This window comes from Methylocystis iwaonis (genome assembly GCF_027925385.1).
Taxonomy (GTDB): domain Bacteria; phylum Pseudomonadota; class Alphaproteobacteria; order Rhizobiales; family Beijerinckiaceae; genus Methylocystis; species Methylocystis iwaonis.
This window is the reverse complement of record NZ_AP027142.1, coordinates 3,306,863-3,329,538: the sequence shown is the minus strand read 5'-3', so window position 1 is coordinate 3,329,538 and position 22,676 is coordinate 3,306,863. Positions and strand designations below refer to the sequence as shown.

The 22,676-nt window shown below is 62.5% G+C and carries 19 protein-coding genes and 1 tRNA gene; 7 read left to right on the top strand and 13 right to left on the bottom strand.

Annotated elements, in window-relative coordinates:
• Nucleotides 1-26 precede the first annotated feature (26 nt).
• Complete coding sequence (locus QMG84_RS15825) at nt 27-1,106, top strand: hypothetical protein (protein ID WP_281929085.1); 1,080 nt, start codon at nt 27-29, stop codon at nt 1,104-1,106.
• Nucleotides 1,107-1,277: 171 nt separating this feature from the next.
• Here QMG84_RS15825 and QMG84_RS15820 read toward each other — a convergent pair whose 3' ends face one another.
• Genes QMG84_RS15820 through pdhA form a run of 3 tightly spaced genes read right to left on the bottom strand, consistent with a single transcriptional unit; the run spans nt 1,278 to nt 4,439 of the window.
• On the bottom strand, nt 1,278-2,378 hold the full coding sequence (locus tag QMG84_RS15820; protein WP_281929069.1) for a dihydrolipoamide acetyltransferase family protein: 1,101 nt from the start codon (nt 2,376-2,378) through the stop codon (nt 1,278-1,280).
• On the bottom strand, nt 2,375-3,355 hold the full coding sequence (locus tag QMG84_RS15815; protein WP_281929068.1) for an alpha-ketoacid dehydrogenase subunit beta: 981 nt from the start codon (nt 3,353-3,355) through the stop codon (nt 2,375-2,377). The genes QMG84_RS15820 and QMG84_RS15815 overlap by 4 nt, the downstream gene beginning before the upstream one ends.
• Complete coding sequence (gene pdhA / locus QMG84_RS15810; RefSeq protein WP_281929066.1) at nt 3,348-4,439, bottom strand: pyruvate dehydrogenase (acetyl-transferring) E1 component subunit alpha; 1,092 nt, start codon at nt 4,437-4,439, stop codon at nt 3,348-3,350. The genes QMG84_RS15815 and pdhA overlap by 8 nt, the downstream gene beginning before the upstream one ends.
• Nucleotides 4,440-4,628: 189 nt before the next feature.
• On the opposite strand from pdhA, the gene QMG84_RS15805 reads away from it, so the two are divergent.
• Entirely contained in the window at nt 4,629-5,750 is a 1,122-nt protein-coding gene (locus QMG84_RS15805) for a Glu/Leu/Phe/Val family dehydrogenase (RefSeq protein WP_281929064.1), read from the top strand.
• Between the two features lie 20 nt (nt 5,751-5,770).
• Here the strand turns inward: QMG84_RS15805 and QMG84_RS15800 are convergent, their stop codons facing one another.
• From QMG84_RS15800 to maiA, 9 genes are all read right to left on the bottom strand, one after another.
• Complete coding sequence (locus QMG84_RS15800; protein WP_281929063.1) at nt 5,771-6,949, bottom strand: acetyl-CoA C-acyltransferase; 1,179 nt, start codon at nt 6,947-6,949, stop codon at nt 5,771-5,773.
• Between the two features lie 77 nt (nt 6,950-7,026).
• The gene (locus QMG84_RS15795) at nt 7,027-8,088 is read right to left on the bottom strand and encodes a 3-hydroxyisobutyryl-CoA hydrolase (protein ID WP_281929062.1); all 1,062 of its coding nucleotides are present in this window, start codon (nt 8,086-8,088) and stop codon (nt 7,027-7,029) included.
• The gene (locus QMG84_RS15790; protein ID WP_281929060.1) at nt 8,085-9,194 is read right to left on the bottom strand and encodes an acyl-CoA dehydrogenase family protein; all 1,110 of its coding nucleotides are present in this window, start codon (nt 9,192-9,194) and stop codon (nt 8,085-8,087) included. The genes QMG84_RS15795 and QMG84_RS15790 overlap by 4 nt, the downstream gene beginning before the upstream one ends.
• Nucleotides 9,195-9,274: 80 nt before the next feature.
• Nucleotides 9,275-10,213, bottom strand: coding sequence for a hydroxymethylglutaryl-CoA lyase (locus tag QMG84_RS15785; protein ID WP_281929058.1), 939 nt, complete (start codon nt 10,211-10,213; stop codon nt 9,275-9,277).
• A complete protein-coding gene (locus QMG84_RS15780) occupies nt 10,210-12,204 on the bottom strand; it encodes an acetyl/propionyl/methylcrotonyl-CoA carboxylase subunit alpha (protein ID WP_281929057.1) in 1,995 nt (664 codons plus the stop codon). The genes QMG84_RS15785 and QMG84_RS15780 overlap by 4 nt, the downstream gene beginning before the upstream one ends.
• Nucleotide 12,205: 1 nt before the next feature.
• Nucleotides 12,206-12,997: an enoyl-CoA hydratase-related protein gene (locus QMG84_RS15775; protein WP_281929056.1), complete on the bottom strand. Its 792-nt coding sequence runs from the start codon at nt 12,995-12,997 to the stop codon at nt 12,206-12,208.
• Nucleotides 12,998-13,003: 6 nt separating this feature from the next.
• Nucleotides 13,004-14,608 carry a carboxyl transferase domain-containing protein gene (locus tag QMG84_RS15770; protein WP_281929054.1) on the bottom strand — a complete coding sequence of 535 codons (1,605 nt, stop codon included), beginning with the start codon at nt 14,606-14,608 and terminating at the stop codon, nt 13,004-13,006.
• A 13-nt stretch (nt 14,609-14,621) separates the two neighbouring features.
• Nucleotides 14,622-15,791, bottom strand: a complete 1,170-nt coding sequence (locus QMG84_RS15765) for an isovaleryl-CoA dehydrogenase (protein WP_281929053.1) — start codon at nt 15,789-15,791, stop codon at nt 14,622-14,624.
• Nucleotides 15,792-15,874: 83 nt separating this feature from the next.
• Nucleotides 15,875-16,510 (bottom strand): maleylacetoacetate isomerase, encoded by a 636-nt coding sequence (gene maiA, locus QMG84_RS15760; protein ID WP_281929052.1) that lies wholly within the window; start codon nt 16,508-16,510, stop codon nt 15,875-15,877.
• Nucleotides 16,511-16,622: 112 nt separating this feature from the next.
• On the opposite strand from maiA, the gene hppD reads away from it, so the two are divergent.
• From hppD to mmsB, 5 genes are read left to right on the top strand one after another with little or no spacing between them, the layout of a single operon-like run.
• A complete protein-coding gene (gene hppD / locus QMG84_RS15755; RefSeq protein ID WP_281929051.1) occupies nt 16,623-17,735 on the top strand; it encodes a 4-hydroxyphenylpyruvate dioxygenase in 1,113 nt (370 codons plus the stop codon).
• Between the two features lie 6 nt (nt 17,736-17,741).
• Complete coding sequence (hmgA, locus tag QMG84_RS15750) at nt 17,742-19,040, top strand: homogentisate 1,2-dioxygenase (RefSeq protein WP_281929049.1); 1,299 nt, start codon at nt 17,742-17,744, stop codon at nt 19,038-19,040.
• Nucleotides 19,037-20,044 carry a fumarylacetoacetate hydrolase family protein gene (locus QMG84_RS15745; RefSeq protein ID WP_281929047.1) on the top strand — a complete coding sequence of 336 codons (1,008 nt, stop codon included), beginning with the start codon at nt 19,037-19,039 and terminating at the stop codon, nt 20,042-20,044. The genes hmgA and QMG84_RS15745 overlap by 4 nt, the downstream gene beginning before the upstream one ends.
• A gap of 26 nt (nt 20,045-20,070) precedes the next feature.
• The gene (locus QMG84_RS15740; RefSeq protein WP_281929045.1) at nt 20,071-21,567 is read left to right on the top strand and encodes a CoA-acylating methylmalonate-semialdehyde dehydrogenase; all 1,497 of its coding nucleotides are present in this window, start codon (nt 20,071-20,073) and stop codon (nt 21,565-21,567) included.
• Complete coding sequence (gene mmsB / locus QMG84_RS15735) at nt 21,513-22,457, top strand: 3-hydroxyisobutyrate dehydrogenase (RefSeq protein ID WP_281932043.1); 945 nt, start codon at nt 21,513-21,515, stop codon at nt 22,455-22,457. Before QMG84_RS15740 ends, mmsB begins: the two co-directional genes overlap by 55 nt.
• A 55-nt stretch (nt 22,458-22,512) precedes the next feature.
• Here mmsB and QMG84_RS15730 read toward each other — a convergent pair.
• Nucleotides 22,513-22,602, bottom strand: a tRNA-Ser gene (locus QMG84_RS15730).
• Nucleotides 22,603-22,676: the final 74 nt, after the last annotated feature.

Below are 22,676 nucleotides of genomic sequence, written 5' to 3'. Positions count from 1 at the left end.
AGTCAGTTGTGCTGAGGCTTTGGTGCATGAGCGTCAAGACGATCTTGTTTGACATATCGAACCATGGCTTTGGGCATCTGTCACAAACCGCTCCTGTTATCGACCGGTTGCAGGAGCGCTTTTCGGGCCTCCGGATCGTCCTGCGAACCAAACACCCGAGGCGCGTGGTCGAAGAGTTCATTTCCTCCGGCATCGAGATCCTCCAGGCGCCTATGGACGTAACCGTCGACGCTCCGGATGCGATGTCTGTCGATTTGGAGGCCAGCGCGGCCGCCTATATGCGTTTATACAAGGCGTGGGAAACCCTTTTGAATGTCGAGTCGCAATTCATGCGGGCGCTCGAGCCGTCACTGGTTGTATCGAATATCAGTCCACTGAGCCTCGCAGCGGCGCGTCGCGCGGGCGTGCGCAATATCGCCCTATGTTGCATGAATTGGGCGGATATTTACGAGAATTTCTTCAGTGGCCGTCCCGAAGCTTCCCGCGTCCTTGGAACGCTGCGCGAGGCTTATTCCACTGCGGAATTGTTTCTACAGCCGCGCCCGCATATGAGCATGTCGGATATTTCGAGTGGGCGGCCGATCGGGCCGATCGCGCGCAAAGGCGTCCGACGCAGGGACGAGTTGCGCAAACGGCTCAATGTGGGTAATGGCGAGAGGCTCGTGCTGCTGACCCTTGGAGGCTTGCCAAACCCCGGTTCGCTCGATCTTCCGAGGGTAGATGGCGTACGTTGGTTGGTGCGTCGCGCGATCGCGCCGCTTCGCGACGACGTATCAGCCTGCGAAGCGTCGGTTCTATCGGCGCTCGACCTGTTGTTTTCTGTTGACGCGGTCATTTGCAAGGACAGCTACTGCACTGTCGTTGAAGCAGCCTGTGCCGCGGTCGGAGTCGTCATTGCGCCGAGAAAAGATTGGCCGGAGACCGACTGCCTTGTCGATTGGGCGGAGCGTCATTGCAATTTTGCATTGGCGTCAGGAGGCCTCAAGGATGCACGCGGCTTGGCAGTCGAGTTGGAGAAGGTACTTTGCGGCCCACAAAGGGCCCCGATAGAACCGACTGGCGTCGATGAGGCGGTGGAGGCGATCGCGACGGCCGCGGGCCTTTAGCGCGTTCGAGGAAGACGGCCAAGCGCGCGCCTTCGCGACTCGAAAGGGCTAAGTCGATTGGAGGCGTGGGCGCGCCAGTGAAAGCGAGGTCCGCTCTGGACCGCGAGCTTCAGGCTCGCCGCCGCCAAAGCGAGCCTGAAGGCGCGCGGTCCTAGGCTGCAGACCAAGACATCAGGAGGGGAGCGCAAGGTCCGATATGGCGGCCGCCAGAAACCGTCCCGCTTCTCCGCCCGACACGACGCGATGGTCGAATGTCAGGCTTAAGGGAAGCACATGTGAGACGGCCGGCGCGCCATCTCTGGCTTTCACCTCGGCTCTGATACGGCCCGCCCCGAGTATCGCGACCGTCGGCGGCAACACAATGGGCGCGGCGTAGCGGCCGGCGATCGTCCCGAAATTCGACAAGGTGATTGTCGCGCCGCGCAGCTCTTCCGGTGGGATACGCCTTTCGCGAACATCGGCGCGCATGCGATCCAGTCCTCGGCGCAGATCGGCGGGATCGCGGTTTCCCACATCGCGCAGAACCGGAACAAAGAGCCCGTCTGGCATATCCACGGCAATGCCAAGATCGATTTTTCGCAGTATCCGGCGGGAGAGCGTTGCGCTCTCGAACCAGCAATTGAGGCCCGCCTCAGCTTCGCAACCTTTCACAAGCGCGCGGATCAGGCGGATGGTGACATCCGCGCCAGCCTCCCACGCGTCGACGACGGCGTCGTCCATGATCGTCGCCGCGGCCACCTCTGCTTGCGCAAAGGCCATGTTTTGCGCCATGGCGCGCCGCGGACCTCTCAAAGGTTCTGCGGGCTCCGTCTCGCTCAAGACCCTCGCGACGCGGCGCACATCGTCGGGTGTGATGACGCCATCCGCGCCCGACGGCGTCACCATCGTCAAATCGACGTCGAGTTGTCTTGCAAGAGCGCGCGCCGCAGGAATCACCCTCACCGAACCGTGGGAGCGGCCAAGAGACGTCGGTGCTTCACGCAATATGTTGGCGCCGCTCTCGACTGCGCCGACGACCGTGCCGGCGTCGTCGTTGGCTTGCCCTTCAAACTCGACGAGAGGCGCGCCGACGCGGATAATGTCGCCTGCGTTTGCAAAAAGCCTTTCGACGCGGCCTGCGCAGGGGGAGGGAATCTCAACGACCGCCTTCGCGGTTTCGACGGCCAGAAGTGGCTGATCGACAGCGATCTCTTCGCCGGGTTTCACACGCCATTCGACCAGCTCGGCTTCCTGCAAGCCCTCGCCAAGATCAGGCAATCGGAATGTCCTCATGACCCCTCCATGGCGCTGCGCACGGCCTCGACGATTCGATCCACGCTGGGGATGTATTGGCGCTCCAGGCGGGACAGTGGCACGACGACGTCATAGGCGGCGACGCGCTTCACCGGCGCAAGCAGCGAAAACAGTGCGCGCTCGGCGATTTCAGCGGCGATCTCGGCGCCGAAGCCGGCGGTGCGGGGCGCTTCGTGGATGATCACGCAGCGACCGGTCTTTTCGACGGAGCGTAGAATCGTTTCCACGTCGAGCGGCTTGATGGTCGCGACATCGATAACCTCAGCGTCGACGCCTTCCTGTTCGAGAGCGTCGGCTGCGGCGAGAGTCTCTTGCATCATCGCGCCCCAGGCGACGAGCGTGACGTCCTTGCCCTCGCGCGACAGAAAGCAAGCGTCGAGCGGCAGGCTTTCCCCGTCATCCGCGACCGCCTGTTTGAATAAGCGATAGAGTCGCGTCGGCTCGAGAAACACGACCGGATCGGGGTCGCGCATGGCTGCGAGCAGCAAGCCATAGGCGCGCGCTGGCGACGACGGGATCACCACGCGCAAGCCAGGCATATGCGCGAAGATCGCCTCTGGGCTCTCGGAGTGATGCTCGGGGGCGTGAATGCCGGCGCCATAGGGCGAACGCAGCACCATCGGACAGGTCAGCCGCCCGCGCGTGCGATTGCGCAGACGCGATGCGTGGTTGATCATCTGATCGATGGTTGGATAGATGAAGCCTGTGAACTGGATTTCCGCAACGGGCTTCAGCCCCATGGCGGCCATGCCGACGGCGACGCCCGCGATGGCCCCTTCGGCAAGCGGCGTATCGATCACCCTCTCGCACCCGAAGCGCGCTTGCAGGCCATTGGTGGCGCGAAATACGCCGCCATTGACGCCGATGTCCTCGCCGAGCAGCAACACGCTCTCGTCATTCGCCATCTCGTAAGCGAGCGCGTGGTTGACAGCTTCGACAAGGTTCAGCTCAGCCATGGCCGCCTCCGTTGCGTGGCGAGAAGCGGCGGGCCATGTCGCGCTGGTAGGAATAAGATGCGGGAAGCGCGGCGTAGAGATGGTCGAACATGGCGTTGCAGTCTGCTGGCTGTGCGCCGAGATAGGCGTTTACCGCCTGCCCAACCTCTTCCAGACATTCGCGTTGCAGCGCGTCTTCCTTGTGTTGGCTCCAAGCGCCTTTCCTGGTGAGATAGGCGCGCAGCCGCGCGATTGGTTCGCGCGTCCATTCGCGTCGCACGAGTTCCGGATCGCGATAGCGTGTGGCGTCGTCGGCCGTGGTATGGTCGCCGAGGCGATAAGTGAGGGCTTCGATCAAAGTGGGCCCCTGTCCGGCGCGCGCCTTTTCGATTGCCTGGCGGACAGTGTCATAGACCGCCACGACATCATTGCCGTCGACCTGCCGCCCCTCGATGCCGACAGCGACGCTTTTTTGCGCCAGTGAGGCGGCCGCGCATTCGCGCGCGCAAGGCGTCGAGATCGCCCAGCCGTTGTTGTTGATAACGATCACGGCTGGCGTTTTCCAAACGCCGGCCATGTTCAAAGCCTCGTAGAAACCACCATTGGAGGTCCCGCCGTCGCCGATGAAGGTGAGAACGACGCGGTCTTCGCGCCGTAACTTGAAGGCATATGCCGCGCCCACTGCATGCGCGATCTGCGTTGCGACGGGCACGCAGTTGGGAAAATCGAGGCGAGGGCCGGCGAAATCGCTGCCCCTCTCGTCTCCGCCCCAATAGAGCAGGCATTCGGCCATGGTCATGCCGCGCAGGAATTGCGCGCCGTGATCTCGATAGGATGGGGCAAGAACGTCGCGCGCCTGCATTGCGGCGGCGGCGCCTACGCCGACGGCCTCCTGACCAAGAGCGGACGCAAAGGTGCCGAGCTGCCCCGTGCGCTGCAAGGCGACCGCCTTGCCGTCGAAGATCCGCGTGCGCGTCATCGCCCGATAGAGCATCACGAGCAATTCGTCGCCAATAGACGAGGGGATCGGGCGGCATAAGGCGCCTTCTGGCGAAAGGAAGCGTACAGTATCTGTCTCTGGGTCAACGCTTGTGTGAATGCCCATGCGAGACTCGTCGCGTTCAAGTCACAGCGCGAACCAGGTCAGCGCCTCGATGCAGGCTGAAGTAGCGCGCCGAAGCTCGAAGTCACGTTGGGGCAGTCGAATTTTCAAGCGCCGCCTTCCTGCGTTGCACAATAGCGGCGCGCCATGGCGCCTCTTGACCAAGGGCCTTGCGCTTCCAAGCTAATCATTATGTCGACCAATACAAACGCGGAACTTTTCGCCTTCGGCGATGCGCTCGGGCCCGCGAAGATCGTCTATTTGCACACGCCATCGGTCGGGCTGCGGGCGATCGTCGTCATCGACAATGTCGCCGCGGGGCCTGCGATTGGCGGAACCCGCATGGCGCCGGACGTCTCGGTCCTAGAATGTTTTCGCCTGGCGCGCGCGATGACGCTGAAGAACGCCGCCTGCTCTCTGCGGCACGGGGGCGCCAAATCGGTCATTTTTGGCGATCCGACCATGCCGCGACACGAGAAGGAGCGGTTGATCCGCGCCTTTGCGTGCGCCATCGCGCCGCTTGTCGAATATATACCTGGCCCGGATATGGGCACCGACGAATTGGCGATGGGCTGGATTCACGATGAAATCGGGCGTGCGGTTGGCCTTCCGGCGGAAATAGGCGGCATTCCGCTCAATGAAATCGGCGCGACGGGTTTCGGCGTCGCGATTGCGGCCGAAGTCGCCGCGCCTTTCGCCGGCCTTTCCTTGGAGGGCGCACGCGTCGTCGTGCAGGGCTTTGGCGCCGTCGGCGAGCATGCGTCGCGTTTCCTCGCAAAGAGAGGCGCGCGCCTGGTTGGCGTTGCGGATATCGCCGGGGCGATCTCAAACCCCGATGGGATCGACATAGAAGTGCTGACGGAACTGAAGCGGGCGGGTAAGAGCGTTTCCGCCTATCCTAAGGCAACAGTCATCCCCGGTGACGCGCTGGTCGCCCTCCCATGCGACATTTGGATTCCCGCGGCGCGGCCGGATGCGCTACGCGCCGACAATGTCGATCGCCTCGCCTGCAAGCTTGTCGTTCAAGGCGCAAATGTTCCGGCGACCAAAGACGCCGAAGCGCGAATGTTCGAACGCGGGATCATCAGCGTTCCCGATTTTATCGCCAATGCCGGCGGCGTGATCGCTGGCGCCGTCGAATATGGCGGCGGCTCCGAGGCGATCGCCTTGGCCGCCATCGAGGAGAAGGTCGGGCGCAACACGCGGCTTACGCTCGAGGGCGCCCTCGCAGCGCATGTTCCGCCCGCCGAGGCGGCGACGAAGCTTGCGGTGGATCGACTTCACAAAATGATGAAACTCAAGCGCTGGCGCTAGTGAAATCCAAGCGTCGGCGCTTACAGAGACCGCTCGATTGCGACGGCCGTCGCTTCCCCGCCGCCAATGCAGAGCGCGGCGACGCCTCTGCGAAGATCATATCGTTCGAGCGCTGCAAGCAGGGTCACGACGATACGCGCGCCAGACGCGCCGATCGGATGGCCGATCGCGCAGGCGCCGCCGTGGATATTCACCTTATCGTCGGGCAAAGCAAGGTCGCGCTGTGCGGCCATTGCGACGACAGCGAAGGCTTCGTTGATCTCAAAGAGATCGACGTCTTCCGCGCGCCAAGCGAGCTTGTCCAGGAGTTTTCGTATGGCGGCGATCGGCGCTGTCGGGAATTTGCCGGGAGGTCCGGCGTGGGTGACATGGCGGACGAGCCTTGCGCGTGGCGTTAGCCCATTGCGCTCTGCGTGCTCAAGGCGGGTCAACACCAAAGCGGCGGCGCCGTCCGAGATTGCGCTCGAATTCGCCGCAGTCAATGTGCCATCCGGTCTGAACGCCGGTCGAAGCGTCTCGATCGCCTCGGCGTTGGCTTTTCTGGGAAGTTCGTCGCTGAGAACTTCGGTCTTGGTTTTGGCTGACGCGACGGGCGTGATTTCGGCGTCGAAAAGACCTTGCCGCGCGGCTTGTTGCGCGCGTGTAAGCGATCTCAGCGCAAACGCGTCCTGCATCTTGCGCGTGAATTGATAGTCGGTCGCGCAATCTTCCGCGAAGGCGCCCATCAGCCGCCCTTTTTCATAGGCGTCCTCGAGCCCGTCCAAAAACATATGATCGAGCGCACGCCCGTGCCCCATACGAAAGCCGGTCCGTGCGCGATCCAGTAAATAAGGCGCGTTGCTCATGCTCTCCATGCCGCCCGCGACCACGAGATCGACGCTCTCGGCCAGGAGCTGGTCATGGGCCGAGATGAGCGCCTGCATGCCGGAGCCGCACATTTTATTGACAGTGACGCATCCGGTCTCGACGCCAAGGCCTGCGCCGAGAGCGGCTTGCCGCGCGGGAGCCTGGCCCAAGCCGGCGCTCAAGACGCAACCCATCACGCATGAGTCGATCTGGTCTTTCGGCGCTCCTGCGCGGGTCACAGCCGCTTCAATCGCGCGCGCGCCAAGTTGTGGGGCAGTCACATGCGCCAACTCGCCCAGAAAAGCGCCGATCGGCGTCCGTGCAGCGCCGACAATGACCACCGGGTCTTTCATTCTCGTTCCGCCGCCTCCTGCGTTTGCCCCGCCAATGATGAAGTGGGGTGGGCTCGCTGATGGGGAAGGGCTGGCGCCTATTGCTGCAAAGAACCGAAATCGGGTTCTGGGTCGTCACGCGCTTCGATAATTTTCTGCACAGCGATGTCGTCGACTTCCTCGAGCGACGACGGAAGCCATCTTGGCGTCTTGTCCTTATCGATGAGCGCCGCGCGTATGCCCTCGTAGAGATCGTGGCTGTCCAGCAGGCTGCAGGCCGCACGATACTCGTTGATCAGACACGCCTCCAATCTCCCGGCAATCCTCGCGCGCTCTAAAAGCGCGTGCGTGACCTTCAAGCTCGTCGGCGAGTTACGGCGAATTTCCTCGGCTGCCTTGCGCCCGAAAGTCGATCCGTTCAAACGTAAATGATCCAAAACGCGCTCGACGCTATCCAAAGCGATTATGCCTTGCAGCTCTTCTTCATGCCGCTGCAGTTCCCCTTTCCCGGCGTCGATCACGAAAGAGCAAAGTATCCTATCGACATGATTGGCGTTGGGCGCCAGCGTCAACTCTTCGAGGAGCTCGGGGACGCGAGCGGAAGCGACCGTCAAGTCGCACAGCCCGACATGGATGGCGTCAGCCGCGCCGACCGCAGCGCCCGAGAGCGCCATATAGACGCCGGCGCCGTTTCTTCGCGTCAGCAGCCACGTTCCGCCGACGTCCGGGATGAAGCCGATCCGCGTCTCGGGCATGGCGATCTGCGTGCGTTCGGTCGCGATCCGGCGATTCCCATGCGCGGAAACGCCGACGCCGCCGCCCATGACGACGCCGTCCATCAGCGCGATATAAGGCTTGGGGAAAGACGCGATGCGCGCATTGAGCGCATATTCCTCTCGCCAAAAGGTCTTGTAATGCTCTTTGCCGTCGTTGCGGCATTCGTAAAGCGCGCGAATGTCCCCGCCGGCGCAGAGCCCGCGTTCGCCTTCCCCGGTGAGCAGCACGGCCACGATATTGGGATCGTCAGCAAAATCGGCGAGCGCTCGCGTGAAACGCCGGACCATATCCAGCGTCAGGCTGTTCAGCGCCTTTGGCCGGTTGAGCCGGATGCGCCCCAGCCCGTGTTCGCGGGAAACGAGAAGCGGCTCTTCTTCGCTCATTTCGTTTCGCTTTCGAGAAGCGAACGGGCCACGATCAGCCGCATTATTTCATTTGTGCCTTCGAGGATGCGATGAACCCGCAGATCGCGCACGATCTTCTCCAGCCCATAATCGCAAAGATAGCCGTAGCCGCCATGCAGTTGCAGCGCCTGATCGGCGACCTCGAAACCAATATCTGTAGCCACGCGCTTCGCCATGGCGCAAAGTCGCCCCGCATCCGGCGCGCCGGCGTCGAGCGCCGAGGCGGCGCGCCACAAGAGCGCGCGCGCGGCTTCGAGTTCGGTGGCCATATCAGCGATACGAAATTGCAGCGCCTGGAATTCGTCGAGCCGGCGACCAAAAGCCTTGCGCTCCTTCATATAGGCGAGCGCATGGTTGAGCGCGCCGTCGGCGCCGCCGATCGAGCAGGCGCCGATGTTCAACCTGCCGCCGTCGAGCGCAGCCATCGCCATTGCAAAGCCGCGTCCTTCGGGCCCGAGCATGCAACTGGCGGGCACTTGGCATTCGTCTAAAATGACCGCGCGCGTCGGTTGCGCGTTCCAGCCCATCTTCCGCTCATTGGCGCCGAGCCTTATGCCGGGACTTCCGCCTTCGACGAGAAAGGCGGAGATTCCAGATGGTCCCTCCGCGCCTGTGCGCGCCATCACGAGATAGAGATGCTCATCGCCACCAGCGCCCGCGCCCGAGATGAATTGCTTCTCGCCAGTTAGTAAATAAGCGTCGCCGCGCTTTTTGGCGCGGGTGCGCAACGCAGCCGCGTCGGAGCCGCAGCCCGGTTCCGTCAGGCAATAGCTCGTGAGGAACTGCATCTTGGCGAGGCGCGGCATCCAGATCTCACGCTGCGCATCGGAGCCGAAGGCGTCAATCATCCAGGCGCACATATTGTGGATCGAGAGATAGGCGGCGATCGCCGGACAGCCCGTCGCCAGCGCTTCGAAGATCAGAGCCGCATCCAATCGAGAAAGGCCCGCGCCGCCGGAGTTTTCTCTAACATAGATCGCCGCCATGCCGAGGTCGGCTGCGGCGCGCATGGTCTCCACGGGAAAAAACTTATCTCTGTCCCAATCATTTGCGAAAGGCGCAATCTGTTCTTGCGCGAACGCCATCGCCATCTCGCGTATCGCAAGCTGGTCGGCGGTCAATCCGGCAGTCGAACACGCGCCCAATCGCAAATCCTCGCCCTTGCCTATGAGAGATTTGTCGCGCAGCGCTGTCCCGGCAAGCCTTCGCCTGCAAGGCGCGCCCGCGCGACCTTGCTCTCCGGCGGTCTGCCGAGGTTCCCGCAGATAAAGCGCGTGGCGTCGAGGAGCTTGTTCAGATCGACGCCTGTCTCGACGCCGCATCCATCGAGCATATAAACAACGTCTTCCGTTGCGACATTCCCAGCGGCGCCGGGCGCAAAAGGACAACCGCCAAGACCTGCGATGGAGCTGTCGATGACGGCAACGCCCATCTCCAGACAGGCGAAGATATTGGCCAGGGCCTGGCCATAGGTGTCGTGGAAATGAACGGCAATGCGCGCGACAGGAATAGATTGCGTCATGCGCTGGATCAGGCTGCGTGCGGCCATCGGCGTTCCAACGCCGATCGTATCGCCAAGTGAAACCTCATAGCAGCCGAGCGCGAAGAGACGCTGCGCGACATCAACAACGCGTTCCAGATCGACCGCGCCTTCATAAGGACATCCGAGCGCGCAGGAAACATAGCCACGCATGGGCAGCCCCGCGTCTTTCGCCGCTATCGTAACTTCGGAAAATCTTCTGAAGCTCTCGTCGACCCCACAGCCCAAATTATGAAGAGAGAAGCTCTCTGTCGCGGCGGCGAATATCGCGACTTCGCCCACGCCGGCCGCCCTTGCAGCAGCGAATCCCCGGACGTTTGGAATAAGCGCGGCCAGCCTCACGTCTTTGGGAACGTGTATTGTCTGCAAGACGTCCGCCGTCGCGACCATTTGCGGGACGGCTTTCTCCGAGACAAAGCTCCCCGCTTCGATGCGATTGAGCCCGGCGCGAGAGAGAAGCTCGATGAGCCGCGCGCGCACGGCGACCGGCATGATCGCCGCTTCATTTTGGAGGCCGTCGCGCGGTCCGACCTCGACGATTTGCACGCGAGACGGCAGCGTCACGACGCCTCCGCGAGGCGCACGAGATCGGCGCCCTCGCGAACCGTCTCTCCCTCTTTGCAAAAGATATTCTCGACCTCTCCGTGGCGCGGCGCAGTGAGCGTGATTTCCATCTTCATTGCCTCCAGCATGAGAAGCTGTTCTCCTTTCGAGACCCGATCCCCCGCCTTGACCAAAATGCGCGTTACCCGGGCAGGGAGCGGCGCCAGGAGAGTCTCTTCTCTCGCTTGATCCGTCGCTCTTGGCGCGAACAGGTCCAAGCGTTCAAGCGAATAATTGCGTCCCGCAAGAACGACGACGTAATGTTTTCCCTGCCGAATGATCGCGACATCGCGCTTCACGCCGTCGACGAAGATAGTCCATCTGTCGCCGTCCCGGCTCGTTTGCACTTGAAACGCCTGCGAAGAAGTTTCCAGCAAAAACGCGTTAGCTCCCAGCGGGCGAACGCGCCCCGATAGCGATTTGCCATCCCAGAGAAATGCGACTTCCTGCGAGGCGCTGTCGTAGAGACGCCAGGCGTCAGCCAGGCCCCATGGCGACCAGGGATCGCCAGAGGCGCCGGCGTCTCGTTCTGCGCTTCTGGCTACCTCGTCCAGCCAGGCCGCCGCCGCTGCTGAAAATAGAAATGTTTCGTCTTGCGGCTCGGCGGACTGCGTCCAGTCTTGGAATGCGCCTATCAAGCTCGTGTCATAGTCGCCAAGCGCGAAGCGCCGATCTCTTACCAGCGCGCGCAAAAAGTCGAGATTAGTAGCGACGCCCACGAGTTCGCAGCTATCGAGCGCTTTTTGCAGCCTCATGATGGCGCTAGCGCGATCTGGACTCCAGACGATGAGCTTGGCGAGGAGAGAGTCGTAATAGGACGAGACTCGATCGCCTTCCCTAACGCCGGAGTCGACGCGCGTATGAGCGTCCTGCTGGGGGAACCGTAGGTGCGCGATGACCCCCGTTGCGGGAATGAACCCTTCGGCCGGGTTCTCAGCGCATATCCGCGCTTCGATGGCGCTGCCTCGGGTTTCGATTTCGTCCTGAGCCATCGGCAGCGCCTCGCCCGCAGCGACGCGGAACTGCCATTCTACGAGATCGAGACCGGAAATCATTTCGGTGACCGGATGCTCGACCTGAAGACGGGTATTCATCTCGAGGAAATAAAAGGCGTCGTCCTGGACGAGAAACTCTACCGTGCCTGCCCCGACATAGCTCGAATGGCGGGCTGCCTTCGTTGCCGCCGCGCGCATCGAGCGACTCAGATCGGTAGGGAGGGCCGCAGGCGTTTCTTCGATGACCTTTTGGCGTCTGCGCTGCAAGGAGCAGTCACGCTCTGGAAAGGTGACGACAGCGCCAAACGCGTCCGCGAAAAGCTGGACCTCCACGTGCCTTGGATGGGTCAGATATTTTTCGATCATCAATCGACCGTCGCCGAAAGCTGCGACAGCCTCGCGCCGAGCGCTCTCAATGGCGAGATCGAGCTCGCCCGGCGTCGAAACGATGCGCATGCCGCGTCCGCCGCCTCCGGCCGACGCCTTGACGAGAACAGGAAATCCGGTCGCCGCTGCAGCTTCGGCGAGCAATGCCGTTTCCTGCGCCTCGCCATGATAGCCCGGCAGGATCGGCACGCCGATGCGCGCCATCAATTCCTTGGCTTGCGCCTTGGAGCCCATCAGACGCATTGCCGCCGCCGACGGCCCAATAAATGTCAGTCCTACCTGTTTGCACTCTTCTGCAAAATCCGGGTTCTCGGAGAGGAAGCCGTAGCCCGGGTGGATGGCGTCCGCGCCGCTTCGACGCGCTGCGTCCAGGATTCGATCGATCGATAAATAGCTTTCCTGTGGCGACGGTGGGCCGATGTTAATCGCTTCGTCGGCCACCGCCACATGCAGGGTGTTTTGATCCGCCTCCGAATAGACAGCCACGGTGGCGATGCCCATCCTGCGCGCTGTGCGCGCGATGCGGCAGGCGATCTCCCCGCGGTTTGCGATGAGAACTTTTCGAAACATGTCAGGCTTGCCGGCGTGGACGCCAATTTGGCGCACGCCTTTCAAGAAAGCTGCTCAAGCCTTCTGCTCCTTCCGAAGAGGCCCAACGCGCCATAATCACATGCGCCGTTTCTCGCCTAAGCGAGAGATCGATCGGACGTTGCTCACAGAGCGCGACAAGGTCCTTGGTCTGCGCCTGCGCGCCCGGTGCGCCGAACAGCAACGCATCGATCACATGATCGCGCGCCGCCTCGATTTCGTTTTTCTCAGCAATCTCGTGAATTAGTCCAGTTTGCAGGGCTCTGTCTGCTGAAATGGGCTCGGCGGTCAGGAACAAGGCGCGCGACGCCCGGGGACCAACGGCTCTTACGACATACGGTCCGACAACCGCGGGCGCCAGCCCAAGCCTGACCTCGCTCATGGAGAACTTTGAGCTGTTGTCGCATATGGCGATGTCGCAGCAAGCGACGAGACCGACGCCCCCGCCGAAAGCAACGCCCTCTATCATGGCCACTGTCGGCTTCGAGAGCGTATCGAGTGTGTGGAACATCTCCGAGAGCGCCAGCGCATCGTCTTCCTGCGCCTGTGGCGAGGCGTTGGCGAGACCGCGCATCCATTCGATGTCGCCGCCAGCGCAGAAATTGCCGCCAGCGCCGGAGAGCGCCACGACACGCACGCGCGCGTCGGAGTCGAGGCGGCGCAATATCGTCGTCAGCTCCAGCATGGAGGCGCGATCGAAGGCGTTGCGTCGATGTGGACGATTGAGCGTCAGATGGACGACCCCGCGTTCGTCGATCGATTCGAGAATATCCATGCAACCTCACATGCGGAACAGACCAAAATGGGTATCCTCGATCTTCGCATTGGCGCTTGCGGACAGCGCCAACGCCAAAACGCGGCGCGTATCGGCGGGATCGATGACGCCGTCGTCCCAAAGCCGGGCGCTCGAATAGAGCGGGTCGCTTTGCCGTTCGTAATTCGCCTGGATCGGCGCAGCGAATTCTCGCTCTTGTTCGAGAGACCATTCTTCGCCGCGCGATTGCATGGTCTGGCGGCGCAAACGGGACAGCACCGAGGCAGCCTGGGCGCCGCCCATCACGCCGATGCGCGCGTTTGGCCACATCCAGAGGAAATTCGGCGAAAAAGCCCGGCCGCACATTGCGTAATTGCCGGCGCCGAAGCTGGCGCCGATAACGACCGTGAGTTTCGGCACCGCAGCCGTCGACACCGCCGTCACCATCTTCGCTCCTTCCTTGGCGACGCCTTCCGCTTCGACTTTGCTCCCCACCATGAAGCCGGTGGTGTTCTGCAAGAAGACGAGGGGGATTTTGCGCTGTGCGCAAAGCTCGATGAAATGCGCAGCCTTGAGCGCGCTCTCTGGAAAGAGAATGCCATTGTTTGCGATGATCCCAACGGGATAGCCCCAGATGCGCGCAAATCCGGTCACAAGAGTGGGGCCATAAAGGGCTTTGAATTCGTCGAACTCCGATCCATCGACAATGCGCGCGATGACTTCCTTGACATCGAACTGCTTGCGCAAATCGGCGGGAACGGCGCCATAAAGCTCCGCCGGATCGTGGCGCGGCTGCATCGGTGGATTCTCGCAACGCGCTGCGCGTTGGTGCGGCAGAGTGGCGACGGCTTCGCGAGCGAGCGCGATGGCGTGCGCGTCATTTTCCGCGAGGTAATCGGCCACGCCCGAGCGTCGACAGTGCGTCTCGGCGCCGCCTAGCTCTTCGGCGCTCACAACCTCTCCCGTGGCCGCTTCGACGAGCGGCGGGCCGGCGAGAAAGATGGTTCCTTCGTTTCTCACAATGATGGTCTCGTCGCACATGGCGGGGACATAAGCGCCGCCGGCCGTGCAGGAGCCCATCACCACGGCGATTTGCGCAATGCCCTGCGCCGACATTCGCGCCTGGTTGTAGAAAATACGCCCGAAATGCTCGCGGTCGGGAAAGACTTCGTCTTGCGTGGGGAGATTGGCGCCGCCTGAATCGACCAGATACAGGCAGGGCAGCCTATTTTGTGCTGCGATCTCCTGCGCGCGCAAATGTTTCTTGACGGTCATTGGAAAATAGACGCCGCCCTTCACCGTTGCGTCATTCGCAATGATCATGCATTCACGGCCGTTGATCCTGCCGATTCCAGCCACGACGCCAGCGCAGGCCAGCTTGCCGTCATACATATCATGCGCCGCGAATTGTCCGACCTCCAGGAAGGGCGACAGCGGGTCGATCAGCGCGTCGATGCGCTCCCGGACGAGCATTTTCCCGCGCCGCCGCTGCCGCTCGCGTGCTTCCTCTCCCCCGCCTTCTCGAATTTTGCGGGAGATGGCGCGCAGCCGTTCGACCTGCGCCGTCATTGCGTCGCGGTTGTGCGAAAATTCTGAGGAACGCGTATCGATCGACGTCTCCAGCGCCGCCATCGGTTCGTTTCCTTCAGGCTGTCTCCTGATATAATTCACGTCCAATCAGCATTCGACGGATTTCGCTGGTGCCTGCGCCGATCTCATAGAGCTTGGCGTCGCGAAGCAGCCGCCCGGCCGGGTAGTCGTTTGTGTATCCGTTACCGCCGAGGCATTGGATTGCTTCCAGCGCCATCCAAGTGGCGCGCTCGGCCGCGAATAGAATCGCGGCGGCGGCGTCTTTGCGCGTGACGTTCCCGAGATCGCAGGCCTTGGCGACGGCATAGACATAAGCTCTCGCCGCGCTGAGCGCCGTATACATGTCCGCAAGCTTGCCCTGCATGAGCTCGAATTCGCCGATTGGTTGGCCGAATTGCTTGCGATCGTGAACATAAGGAAGGACGACATCCATGCAGGCGCGCATGATGCCGATCGGCCCGCCGGCAAGCACCGCGCGCTCATAGTCCAGCCCGCTCATCAATACGGCAATCCCTTGCTCGGGACGCCCCAGCACATTTTCCGCCGGGACGACGCAATTCTCGAACGCCAGCTCGCATGTGTTCGAGCCGCGCATGCCGAGCTTGTCGATTTTGGCCAAGGGCTGAAAGCCCGGAAACGCCTTTTCGATGATGAAAGCGGTGATGCCATGCGCGCCAGCCGAGGCGTTGGTTTTCGCGTAAACCACCAGAACGTCGGCGTCCGGCCCGTTGGTCACCCACATTTTGGCGCCGTTGAGAACGTAAGAAACGCCGCGCTTCTCCGCGCGTAAGCGCATGTTGGCGACATCTGAACCCGCGCCCGGTTCGGACATGGCCAGCGCGCCAACATGCTCGCCAGAGATGAGCCTGGGCAAATAGCGGCGCTTTTGCTCGGGCGAGCCGTTACGATGGATTTGGTTGACGCAGAGATTGGAATGCGCGCCATAAGAGAGACCGACAGACGCCGAGGCGCGGCTGATCTCCTCCATGAGGATCACATGCTCGAGATAGCCGAGACCAGCGCCGCCATATTCCGGCGCGACGGTGACGCCGAGAAAACCAAGCGCGCCGAGCTTTCTCCATAGCTCGCTCGGAAAGGCGTTATCGGCGTCGATCCGCGCTGCGCGCGGGGCGATCTCGCGCGCGGCGAATGTCTCGACCTGCGTTCGCAGAAGGTCCGTGGTCTCGCCGAGATCGAAATCCAGGACCCGTGCAAAATGGCGCATCGCGCCCCGCTCCTTTACGCCAAGCGCCGGCATGACGGCTATATTTGCCAGCGCCGGCCGGTTTCAAGGCGCCGACCGCGCCTTTACTCGGCGTCTGGCTGTGCGGAAGGATGCGCAGCGCGAAAGGCGGGATGCGCGTCGCAGGTCGCGCCGACGGCGCGTACTTTCGGAAAGGCGTCGAGCGGGATCGTGAAGCGCGCGGCATAGAAGAGCTGCGGCGCGAGGCAGAGGTCGGCGATCGTCGGCTGCGCGCCGAAGCAAAAGGGGGCGGGGTCGATCAACTGCTCGATCGCCGCCAATCCGTCGTGAACCCAGCGTTTGCGCCAGTCCGCAATGGCTTGCTCGCTCTGCCCAAGCTCGTCCCTCAAATAGGCGAGCACCCGCAAATTGCCGAGTGGATGAATGTCGCAAGCGACGGCGAGCGCAACGGCCCGCGACTTCGCGGCAAGGATCGGGTCATCCGGAATGAGGCGGGGCGTTGGCTGCAGCGTATCGAGATATTCAATGATCGCCACGGATTGAGTCAGCGTCACGCCATTGTCGAGCTCGAGCGCGGGAACGAGAGCTTGAGGGTTTTTTTCGCGATAGGCTTTTTTCTTTTGCATCCCGCCATCTCTCACGAGATGGACGAAGCGGCGTTCGACCGAAATCCCTTTCAATGCAAGAGCGATGCGCACCCGAAAGGCGGCCGACGAGCGAAAGTAATCATAAAGGAGCATTCTCCGTCTCCCGCGAAAAACATCCCGATAGGCTCGAGATAGGGCTTCAACCCCGGCAGCGCCGCTATATTTCGTGTTTGTTCGTCTCGCCTCTCAAGAGAGGAAGAAGACAATGGATCCGCTCGCGCGACAGGAAGAGAGCGACCTTCTCCCCGGCGATAATCCGATGGGGACGGATGGCTTCGAGTTCGTCGAATACGCCCATCCCGATCCTGCGGCGCTCGCCGCGCTGTTCCAGACGATGGGCTTTTCGGCCGTCGCCCGCCACCGGTCGAAGAACGTCACGCTCTTTCGGCAAGGCGACATCAACTATGTTTTGAACGCTGAGCCCGATAGTTTCGGCGCGGCCTTCGCGCGAAGCCATGGGCCATCTGTCTGCGCGATCGGTTTCCGGGTGCGGGACGCCGCCCATGCATTGCGCCGCGCCGCCGCTTTGGGCGCCAAGGTCATCCCCGCGCATCCGGGGCCGATGGAGCTGCATATTCCTGCCATCGAGGGCGTCGGCGGCGCGTTGATCTATCTGGTTGACCGCTATGGCGCGCGCGGGTCGATCTGGGACGTCGATTTTCGCTGGACCGGCGCAGCCGAGCCGAGGCCCGAGGGCGTCGGTCTCCTCGTGATCGACCATCTCACTCATAATGTCCGGCGCGGACGCATGAACGAGCTTGCCGATTGGTATGCGCGCCTCTTCAACTTTCGGCAAATTCGCTATTTCGACATAGAGGGGCGGTTCACCGGGCTTCACTCGCGCGCGATGACGAGCCCTTGCGGCAAGATTCGCATTCCGATCAACGAAAGCGCCGACGAGACCAGCCAGATCGAGGAATTTATCCACGCCTATAAGGGCGAGGGCGTACAGCATGTCGCCTGCTTGTGCCGGGACATCTACGCGACTGTGGAACGCCTGCGCGAACGTGGGCTCGACTTCATGCCAGCGCCGCCGGATGCCTATTATGAAGCGATCGAAAGACGTCTCCCGGGCCACGGGGAGCCGGTCGAGAGATTGAAGCGGCTCGGCATATTGATCGATGGCGTCGAGGGAGCTGCGGGTTCGCCGCCGCGTCTGCTTTTGCAGATCTTCTCGAAGACCGTCGTCGGCCCGATCTTTTTCGAGTTCATCCAGCGAAAGGGCGACGAGGGATTCGGCGAAGGCAATTTCCGCGCGCTCTTCGAGTCGATCGAAGAGGATCAATTGCGCCGCGGCGCGCTGAAACCTGCGGAGTGACGCGCGATGTCGGCCTATATGAGCGGCTTCGGCAATGAGTTCGAATCGGAAGCCTTGCCGGGGGCTTTGCCAAGAGGCCAGAACTCACCCCAGCGTTGCCCTTTCGGGCTCTATGCAGAGCAGCTCTCCGGCTCGGCCTTCACTGCGCCGCAAGGGTCCAACCGGCGCTCGTGGCTTTACCGCATTCGTCCTTCCGTTCTGCACGCGCGGAATTTCCGGGCGGCCGAGCTGCCGCTATGGGAGACGGCGCCCTGCCGAACGACGACGGCGCATCCAATCGACCAGATGAGATGGGGACCCACGCCGCTGCCCGACGGCGCCGTCACCTTTATCGAGGGCGTGCGGATCATGACGACGGCGGGCGACGCAGACGCGCGCATTGGAATGGCGGCGGGCGTCTATGTTGCGACGCGGTCTATGGCCGACACTTATTTCTATAACGCCGATGGCGAGATTTTGATCGCGCCAGAACAGGGCGCGCTGATTTTCGACACGGAGTTCGGACGCATCGACGCGGGGCCGGGCGAAATATGTGTCTTGCCGCGCGGCGTGAAATTCCGCGTCAGTCTGAAAGATGGTCCCGCGCGAGGCTATTTGTGCGAGAATTATGGCGCGCCTTTCGTTCTGCCGAGCCGTGGCGTCATCGGCGCCAATGGCCTTGCCAACGCCCGCGATTTTCTCACGCCTGTCGCCGCTTTCGAGGATAGCCAGCGCCCCTCCGTCATGATGGTCAAATGGGGCGGGCGCTTTTATGTGTGCGATACTCCGAGTTCGCCACTCGATGTCGTCGCCTGGCACGGAAACTACGCGCCGTACAAATACGATCTTAGTCTCTTCTGTCCTGTCGGCGCCTTGCTGTTCGATCACCCCGATCCTTCGATCTTCTGCGTGCTGACCTCGCCGTCCGCTCAAGCGGGCGTGGGCGACGTCGACTTCGTCATTTTTCCGCCGCGCTGGCAGGTCGCTGAGCATACGTTCCGGCCGCCATGGTTCCATATGAATGTCATGAGCGAATTCATGGGGCTTATCTTTGGCGCTTACGACGCGAAGCCGAGCGGCTTCGTTCCAGGCGGCGTCTCTTTGCACAACGCCATGCTGCCGCATGGGCCAGATGCGGCGGCGTTCGAGATTGCGATACATGCGGAGCTTGCGCCCGCCAAGCTCGAAAACACGCTTGCTTTCATGTTCGAGTCGCGCTTGTCGCAGCATCCGACAGACTTTGCCCTGACGCACGAAAGCCGTCAGGCGGATTACGCCGCGTGCTGGGATGGCCTGCCCGACCGGTTCGAGAGGCAGCGGCCATGAAGCTCGCATCCTTGAAAGGCGGTCGCGACGGCAGGCTCGTCGTCGTCTCGCGCGATCTGACGCGTGCGGCGCTTGCCGGTGACATCACGCCGACGTTGCAGGCGGCGCTCGACGATTGGGCGCGCATCGCCCCGCTGCTTCAGGCGCTTTACGAACAGGTTGAAGCCGACTCCACGGCGACGTTCCGCTTTCGCGAGCGCGATTGCGCGTCTCCTTTGCCGCGCGCCTTCCAATGGGCGGACGGCTCCGCCTATCTCAACCACGTCGAGCTTGTCAGGAAAGCGCGCGGCGCGGAGATGCCCGCGAGCTTCTTGAGCGAACCGCTCATCTATCAGGGCGGCTCCGATGCTTTTCTGGGGCCACGCGATCCGATCTTTCTGCACAACGCGCAACACGGCCTCGATCTGGAAGCGGAGATCGCTGTCGTCACCGACGACGTGCCGATGGGCGTCGGGCCCGTTGCGGCGCGGGAGAGCATCCTGCTCGTCATGCTCGTCAACGACATCACGCTTCGCGGGCTCGTGCCCGACGAGATCGCCAAAGGCTTCGGCTTTTTCCAGTCCAAGCCCAATTCTGCTTTTTCTCCCGTCGCGGTAACGCCCGATGAGCTCGGCTCGGCCTGGGACGGCGGCAGGCTTTCGCGGCCGCTGCTCTCGTCTATCGATGGCGCGCCGCTCGGTCGACCAAACGCCGGCGCCGATATGATCTTCGATTTCGGACAACTGATCGCCCATGCGGCGCGCACGCGTCCGCTGTCGGCTGGAACGATCATCGGTTCGGGCACGGTGTCGAACCGCGGCGCGGATGGCGGGCCGGGGCTTCCCATCGCGAAGGGCGGCCTCGGCTATTCCTGCCTTATCGAGCAGCGCACCGTCGAGACGCTGACGGAAGGCGCGGCGCGCACGCCTTTTCTCAAAGCCGGCGACGTCGTGCGCATCGAAATGCTGGACGATGAACGCCACTCGATCTTCGGAGCGATCGAGCAGCATGTGGAGGCGAGATAGCGGCGACATCATCGAGGAAGATGAAGATGCAGGAGCTGACGCATTTTATCGGAGGGCGTCGCGTCCCCGGACGCTCTGGCCGCTTCGTCGACGTTTACGAGCCGATGACTGGCGCGGTCAGGGCACGGGCGCCGCTGGCTTCATCCGAAGAGGTTCACGCCGCCGTCGCCAATGCGCGGGCCACGCAAGCCGAGTGGGCGGCGGTCAATCCACAGCGGCGCGCGCGCGTCATGATCCGCTTTCTGGAGATCATGGCGCGAGAGCAGGACGCCCTCGCCAAGCTCCTTGCTTGCGAGCATGGCAAGACGATTGCCGATGCGCGCGGCGATATTCAACGCGGCCTGGAGGTCGTCGAATTTTGCGTGGGCGCGCCGCACCTCCTCAAAGGCGATTACACGAATTCAGCCGGCGCCGGCATCGACATCGCCTCCATGCGCCAGCCCATTGGCGTCGCGGCCGGGATCACGCCGTTCAACTTCCCGGCGATGATCCCGATGTGGATGTTCGCGCCAGCGATTGCCTGCGGCGACGCCTTCATTCTCAAACCGTCGGAGCGCAATCCCAGCGTGCCGTTGCGTCTCGCGGAGCTGATGCTGGAAGCCGGCCTGCCGCCGGGCGTCCTCAACGTGATCAACGGCGACAAAGAGGCGGTCGACGCGCTCCTCGATCATGCCGACGTCGAAGCGATCGCCTTTGTCGGTTCCACGCCGATCGCAGAATATGTCTATGCGCGCGCGACGGGGAACGGCAAAAGGGCGCAATGTTTCGGCGCTGGAAAAAACCACATGGTCGTCATGCCGGACGCCGACATGGATCAAGCCGTCGATGCGCTGGTTGGCGCGGGTTACGGCTCGGCTGGCGAGCGCTGCATGGCGGTTTCCGTCGCCGTGCCGGTTGGACAATCGACGGCGAAGGAGCTGCTGCGTCGGCTGACGCCGCGAGTCGAGTCCTTGAAGGTCGGTCTGTCGACGGATGAAACGGCGGACTTTGGGCCGCTGATCTCGAAGGCCCATCTCGACAGAGTGCAAAACTACATTTCGCTCGGTGTTTCCGAAGGCGCCAAGCTCCTCGTCGATGGGCGCGGTTTCAAGATGCAGGGTTATGAAAGCGGCTTCTTCATCGGCGGCTGTCTTTTCGACGAGGTCGAGCCAAGCATGCGAATCTATCGAGAAGAGATTTTCGGCCCTGTGGTCTCGGTCGTGCGCGCGGAGAGTTACGAGCAGGCGCTCGCCCTTGTCGATCAGCACGAATATGGCAATGGCGCCGCCATATTCACTAGGTCGGGCGATGTTGCGCGGGATTTCGCCTCGCGCGCCAAAGCAGGGATGATCGGCGTCAATGTCGCGACGCCGACGCCGCTTGCCTATTACACATTCGGCGGCTGGAAACGCTCATTCTTCGGCGATCTCAACCAGCATGGCCCGGATGCGTTTCGCTTCTTTACGAGAACGAAAACCGTCACCTCGCGCTGGGCTGGCGGCGACAGGGAAGGGGCGAATTTCGCCTTTCCGACGATGTCCTGAGCAAGGAGAGCCAATTGTCTCGAATCGCCTTCATCGGATTGGGCGCCATGGGGCTTCCGATGGCCGCCAATCTCTCGGCGTCGGGCTATGAAATCGCGGGCTTCGATTGCTCGGCCTCCGCCCGCGACAAGGCGGCGAGCCAGGGCCTCCGGCTCAGCGACTCGATGGAGCAGGCGGCCGAGGACGCCGACGCAGTTGTGACGATGCTGCAAAACGGCGACCAGGTTCTATCTGTCTGGGAGGGAATGCTCGGACTTGCAGCCGATGCGCTCTTCATCGATTGCTCCACCATCGATCTGGCGAGCGCCCGACGCGCCCATGGCCTGGCGCGCGCGCGGGGCGCGCTATCGGTGGACGCGCCAGTTTCGGGCGGAGTCGCCGGCGCACAGGCGGGCAAGCTCACTTTTATGTGCGGGGCTGAGCGTGACGCTTTCGAGAAGGCCGAGCCAATCCTGCAAAGCATGGGCGCGCGCATCGTGCATTGCGGCGGCCCGGGGCTCGGGCAAGCAGCGAAGATTTGCAACAATCTGATGCTCGGCGTCGCCATGGCCGCCACGGCCGAGGCTTTTACCCTCGCCGAGCAGCTCGGCCTTTCCAGCCAGGCGCTCTTCGACGTGGCGTCGGTCTCGTCGGGGCAATCCTGGTCGCTGACGAGCTATTGCCCCGTGGCGGGATTGACGCCGGATTCGCCCGCCAACCGGGGCTACAAGGCCGGCTTCCAGACGAAGCTCATGCTCAAGGATTTGAGGCTCGCCGAAATGGCGGCTGCGGGCTCCGGGCTCGAGACGCCCATGGCTTCAGCCGCGGCTCGGCTCTATTCTGAGTTCGAGAGCGAAGGGGGCGGGGAAGACGACTTCTCCGGGGTGATTCAGGCGATGCGCCGGCGTTGAGGCGCAAGCAGTCCCCGCAGCGGGGAGCGCAGACGACGCCGAGTGATTGAATTTGTGGCGGAGAGGGAGGGATTCGAACCCCCGATACAGTTGCCCGTATGCCGCATTTCGAGTGCGGTGCTTTCAACCACTCAGCCACCTCTCCGGCGCGCCGATTCGGCCCCGAGGGGCCACAGCTTTGTGGTGAGGGGCCCCTTAACACGCAAATCGACGCGTGAT

Bases quoted from the DNA above. Each gene is read 5' to 3' on its own strand.
- QMG84_RS15815 (WP_281929068.1), bottom strand. From the start codon at position 3,355: ATGGCTGAGCTGAACCTTGTCGAAGCTGTCAACCACGCGCTCGCTTAC.
- QMG84_RS15740 (WP_281929045.1), top strand. From the start codon at position 20,071: ATGCAGGAGCTGACGCATTTTATCGGAGGGCGTCGCGTCCCCGGACGC.
- hppD (WP_281929051.1), top strand. From the start codon at position 16,623: ATGGATCCGCTCGCGCGACAGGAAGAGAGCGACCTTCTCCCCGGCGAT.
- QMG84_RS15770 (WP_281929054.1), bottom strand. From the start codon at position 14,608: ATGGCGGCGCTGGAGACGTCGATCGATACGCGTTCCTCAGAATTTTCG.
- hmgA (WP_281929049.1), top strand. From the start codon at position 17,742: ATGTCGGCCTATATGAGCGGCTTCGGCAATGAGTTCGAATCGGAAGCC.
- QMG84_RS15790 (WP_281929060.1), bottom strand. From the start codon at position 9,194: ATGGCGTTCGCGCAAGAACAGATTGCGCCTTTCGCAAATGATTGGGAC.
- QMG84_RS15795 (WP_281929062.1), bottom strand. From the start codon at position 8,088: ATGAGCGAAGAAGAGCCGCTTCTCGTTTCCCGCGAACACGGGCTGGGG.
- QMG84_RS15820 (WP_281929069.1), bottom strand. From the start codon at position 2,378: ATGAGGACATTCCGATTGCCTGATCTTGGCGAGGGCTTGCAGGAAGCC.
- maiA (WP_281929052.1), bottom strand. From the start codon at position 16,510: ATGCTCCTTTATGATTACTTTCGCTCGTCGGCCGCCTTTCGGGTGCGC.
- QMG84_RS15765 (WP_281929053.1), bottom strand. From the start codon at position 15,791: ATGCGCCATTTTGCACGGGTCCTGGATTTCGATCTCGGCGAGACCACG.
- QMG84_RS15780 (WP_281929057.1), bottom strand. From the start codon at position 12,204: ATGTTTCGAAAAGTTCTCATCGCAAACCGCGGGGAGATCGCCTGCCGC.
- pdhA (WP_281929066.1), bottom strand. From the start codon at position 4,439: ATGGGCATTCACACAAGCGTTGACCCAGAGACAGATACTGTACGCTTC.
- QMG84_RS15745 (WP_281929047.1), top strand. From the start codon at position 19,037: ATGAAGCTCGCATCCTTGAAAGGCGGTCGCGACGGCAGGCTCGTCGTC.
- QMG84_RS15800 (WP_281929063.1), bottom strand. From the start codon at position 6,949: ATGAAAGACCCGGTGGTCATTGTCGGCGCTGCACGGACGCCGATCGGC.
- QMG84_RS15825 (WP_281929085.1), top strand. From the start codon at position 27: ATGAGCGTCAAGACGATCTTGTTTGACATATCGAACCATGGCTTTGGG.
- QMG84_RS15775 (WP_281929056.1), bottom strand. From the start codon at position 12,997: ATGGATATTCTCGAATCGATCGACGAACGCGGGGTCGTCCATCTGACG.
- QMG84_RS15805 (WP_281929064.1), top strand. From the start codon at position 4,629: ATGTCGACCAATACAAACGCGGAACTTTTCGCCTTCGGCGATGCGCTC.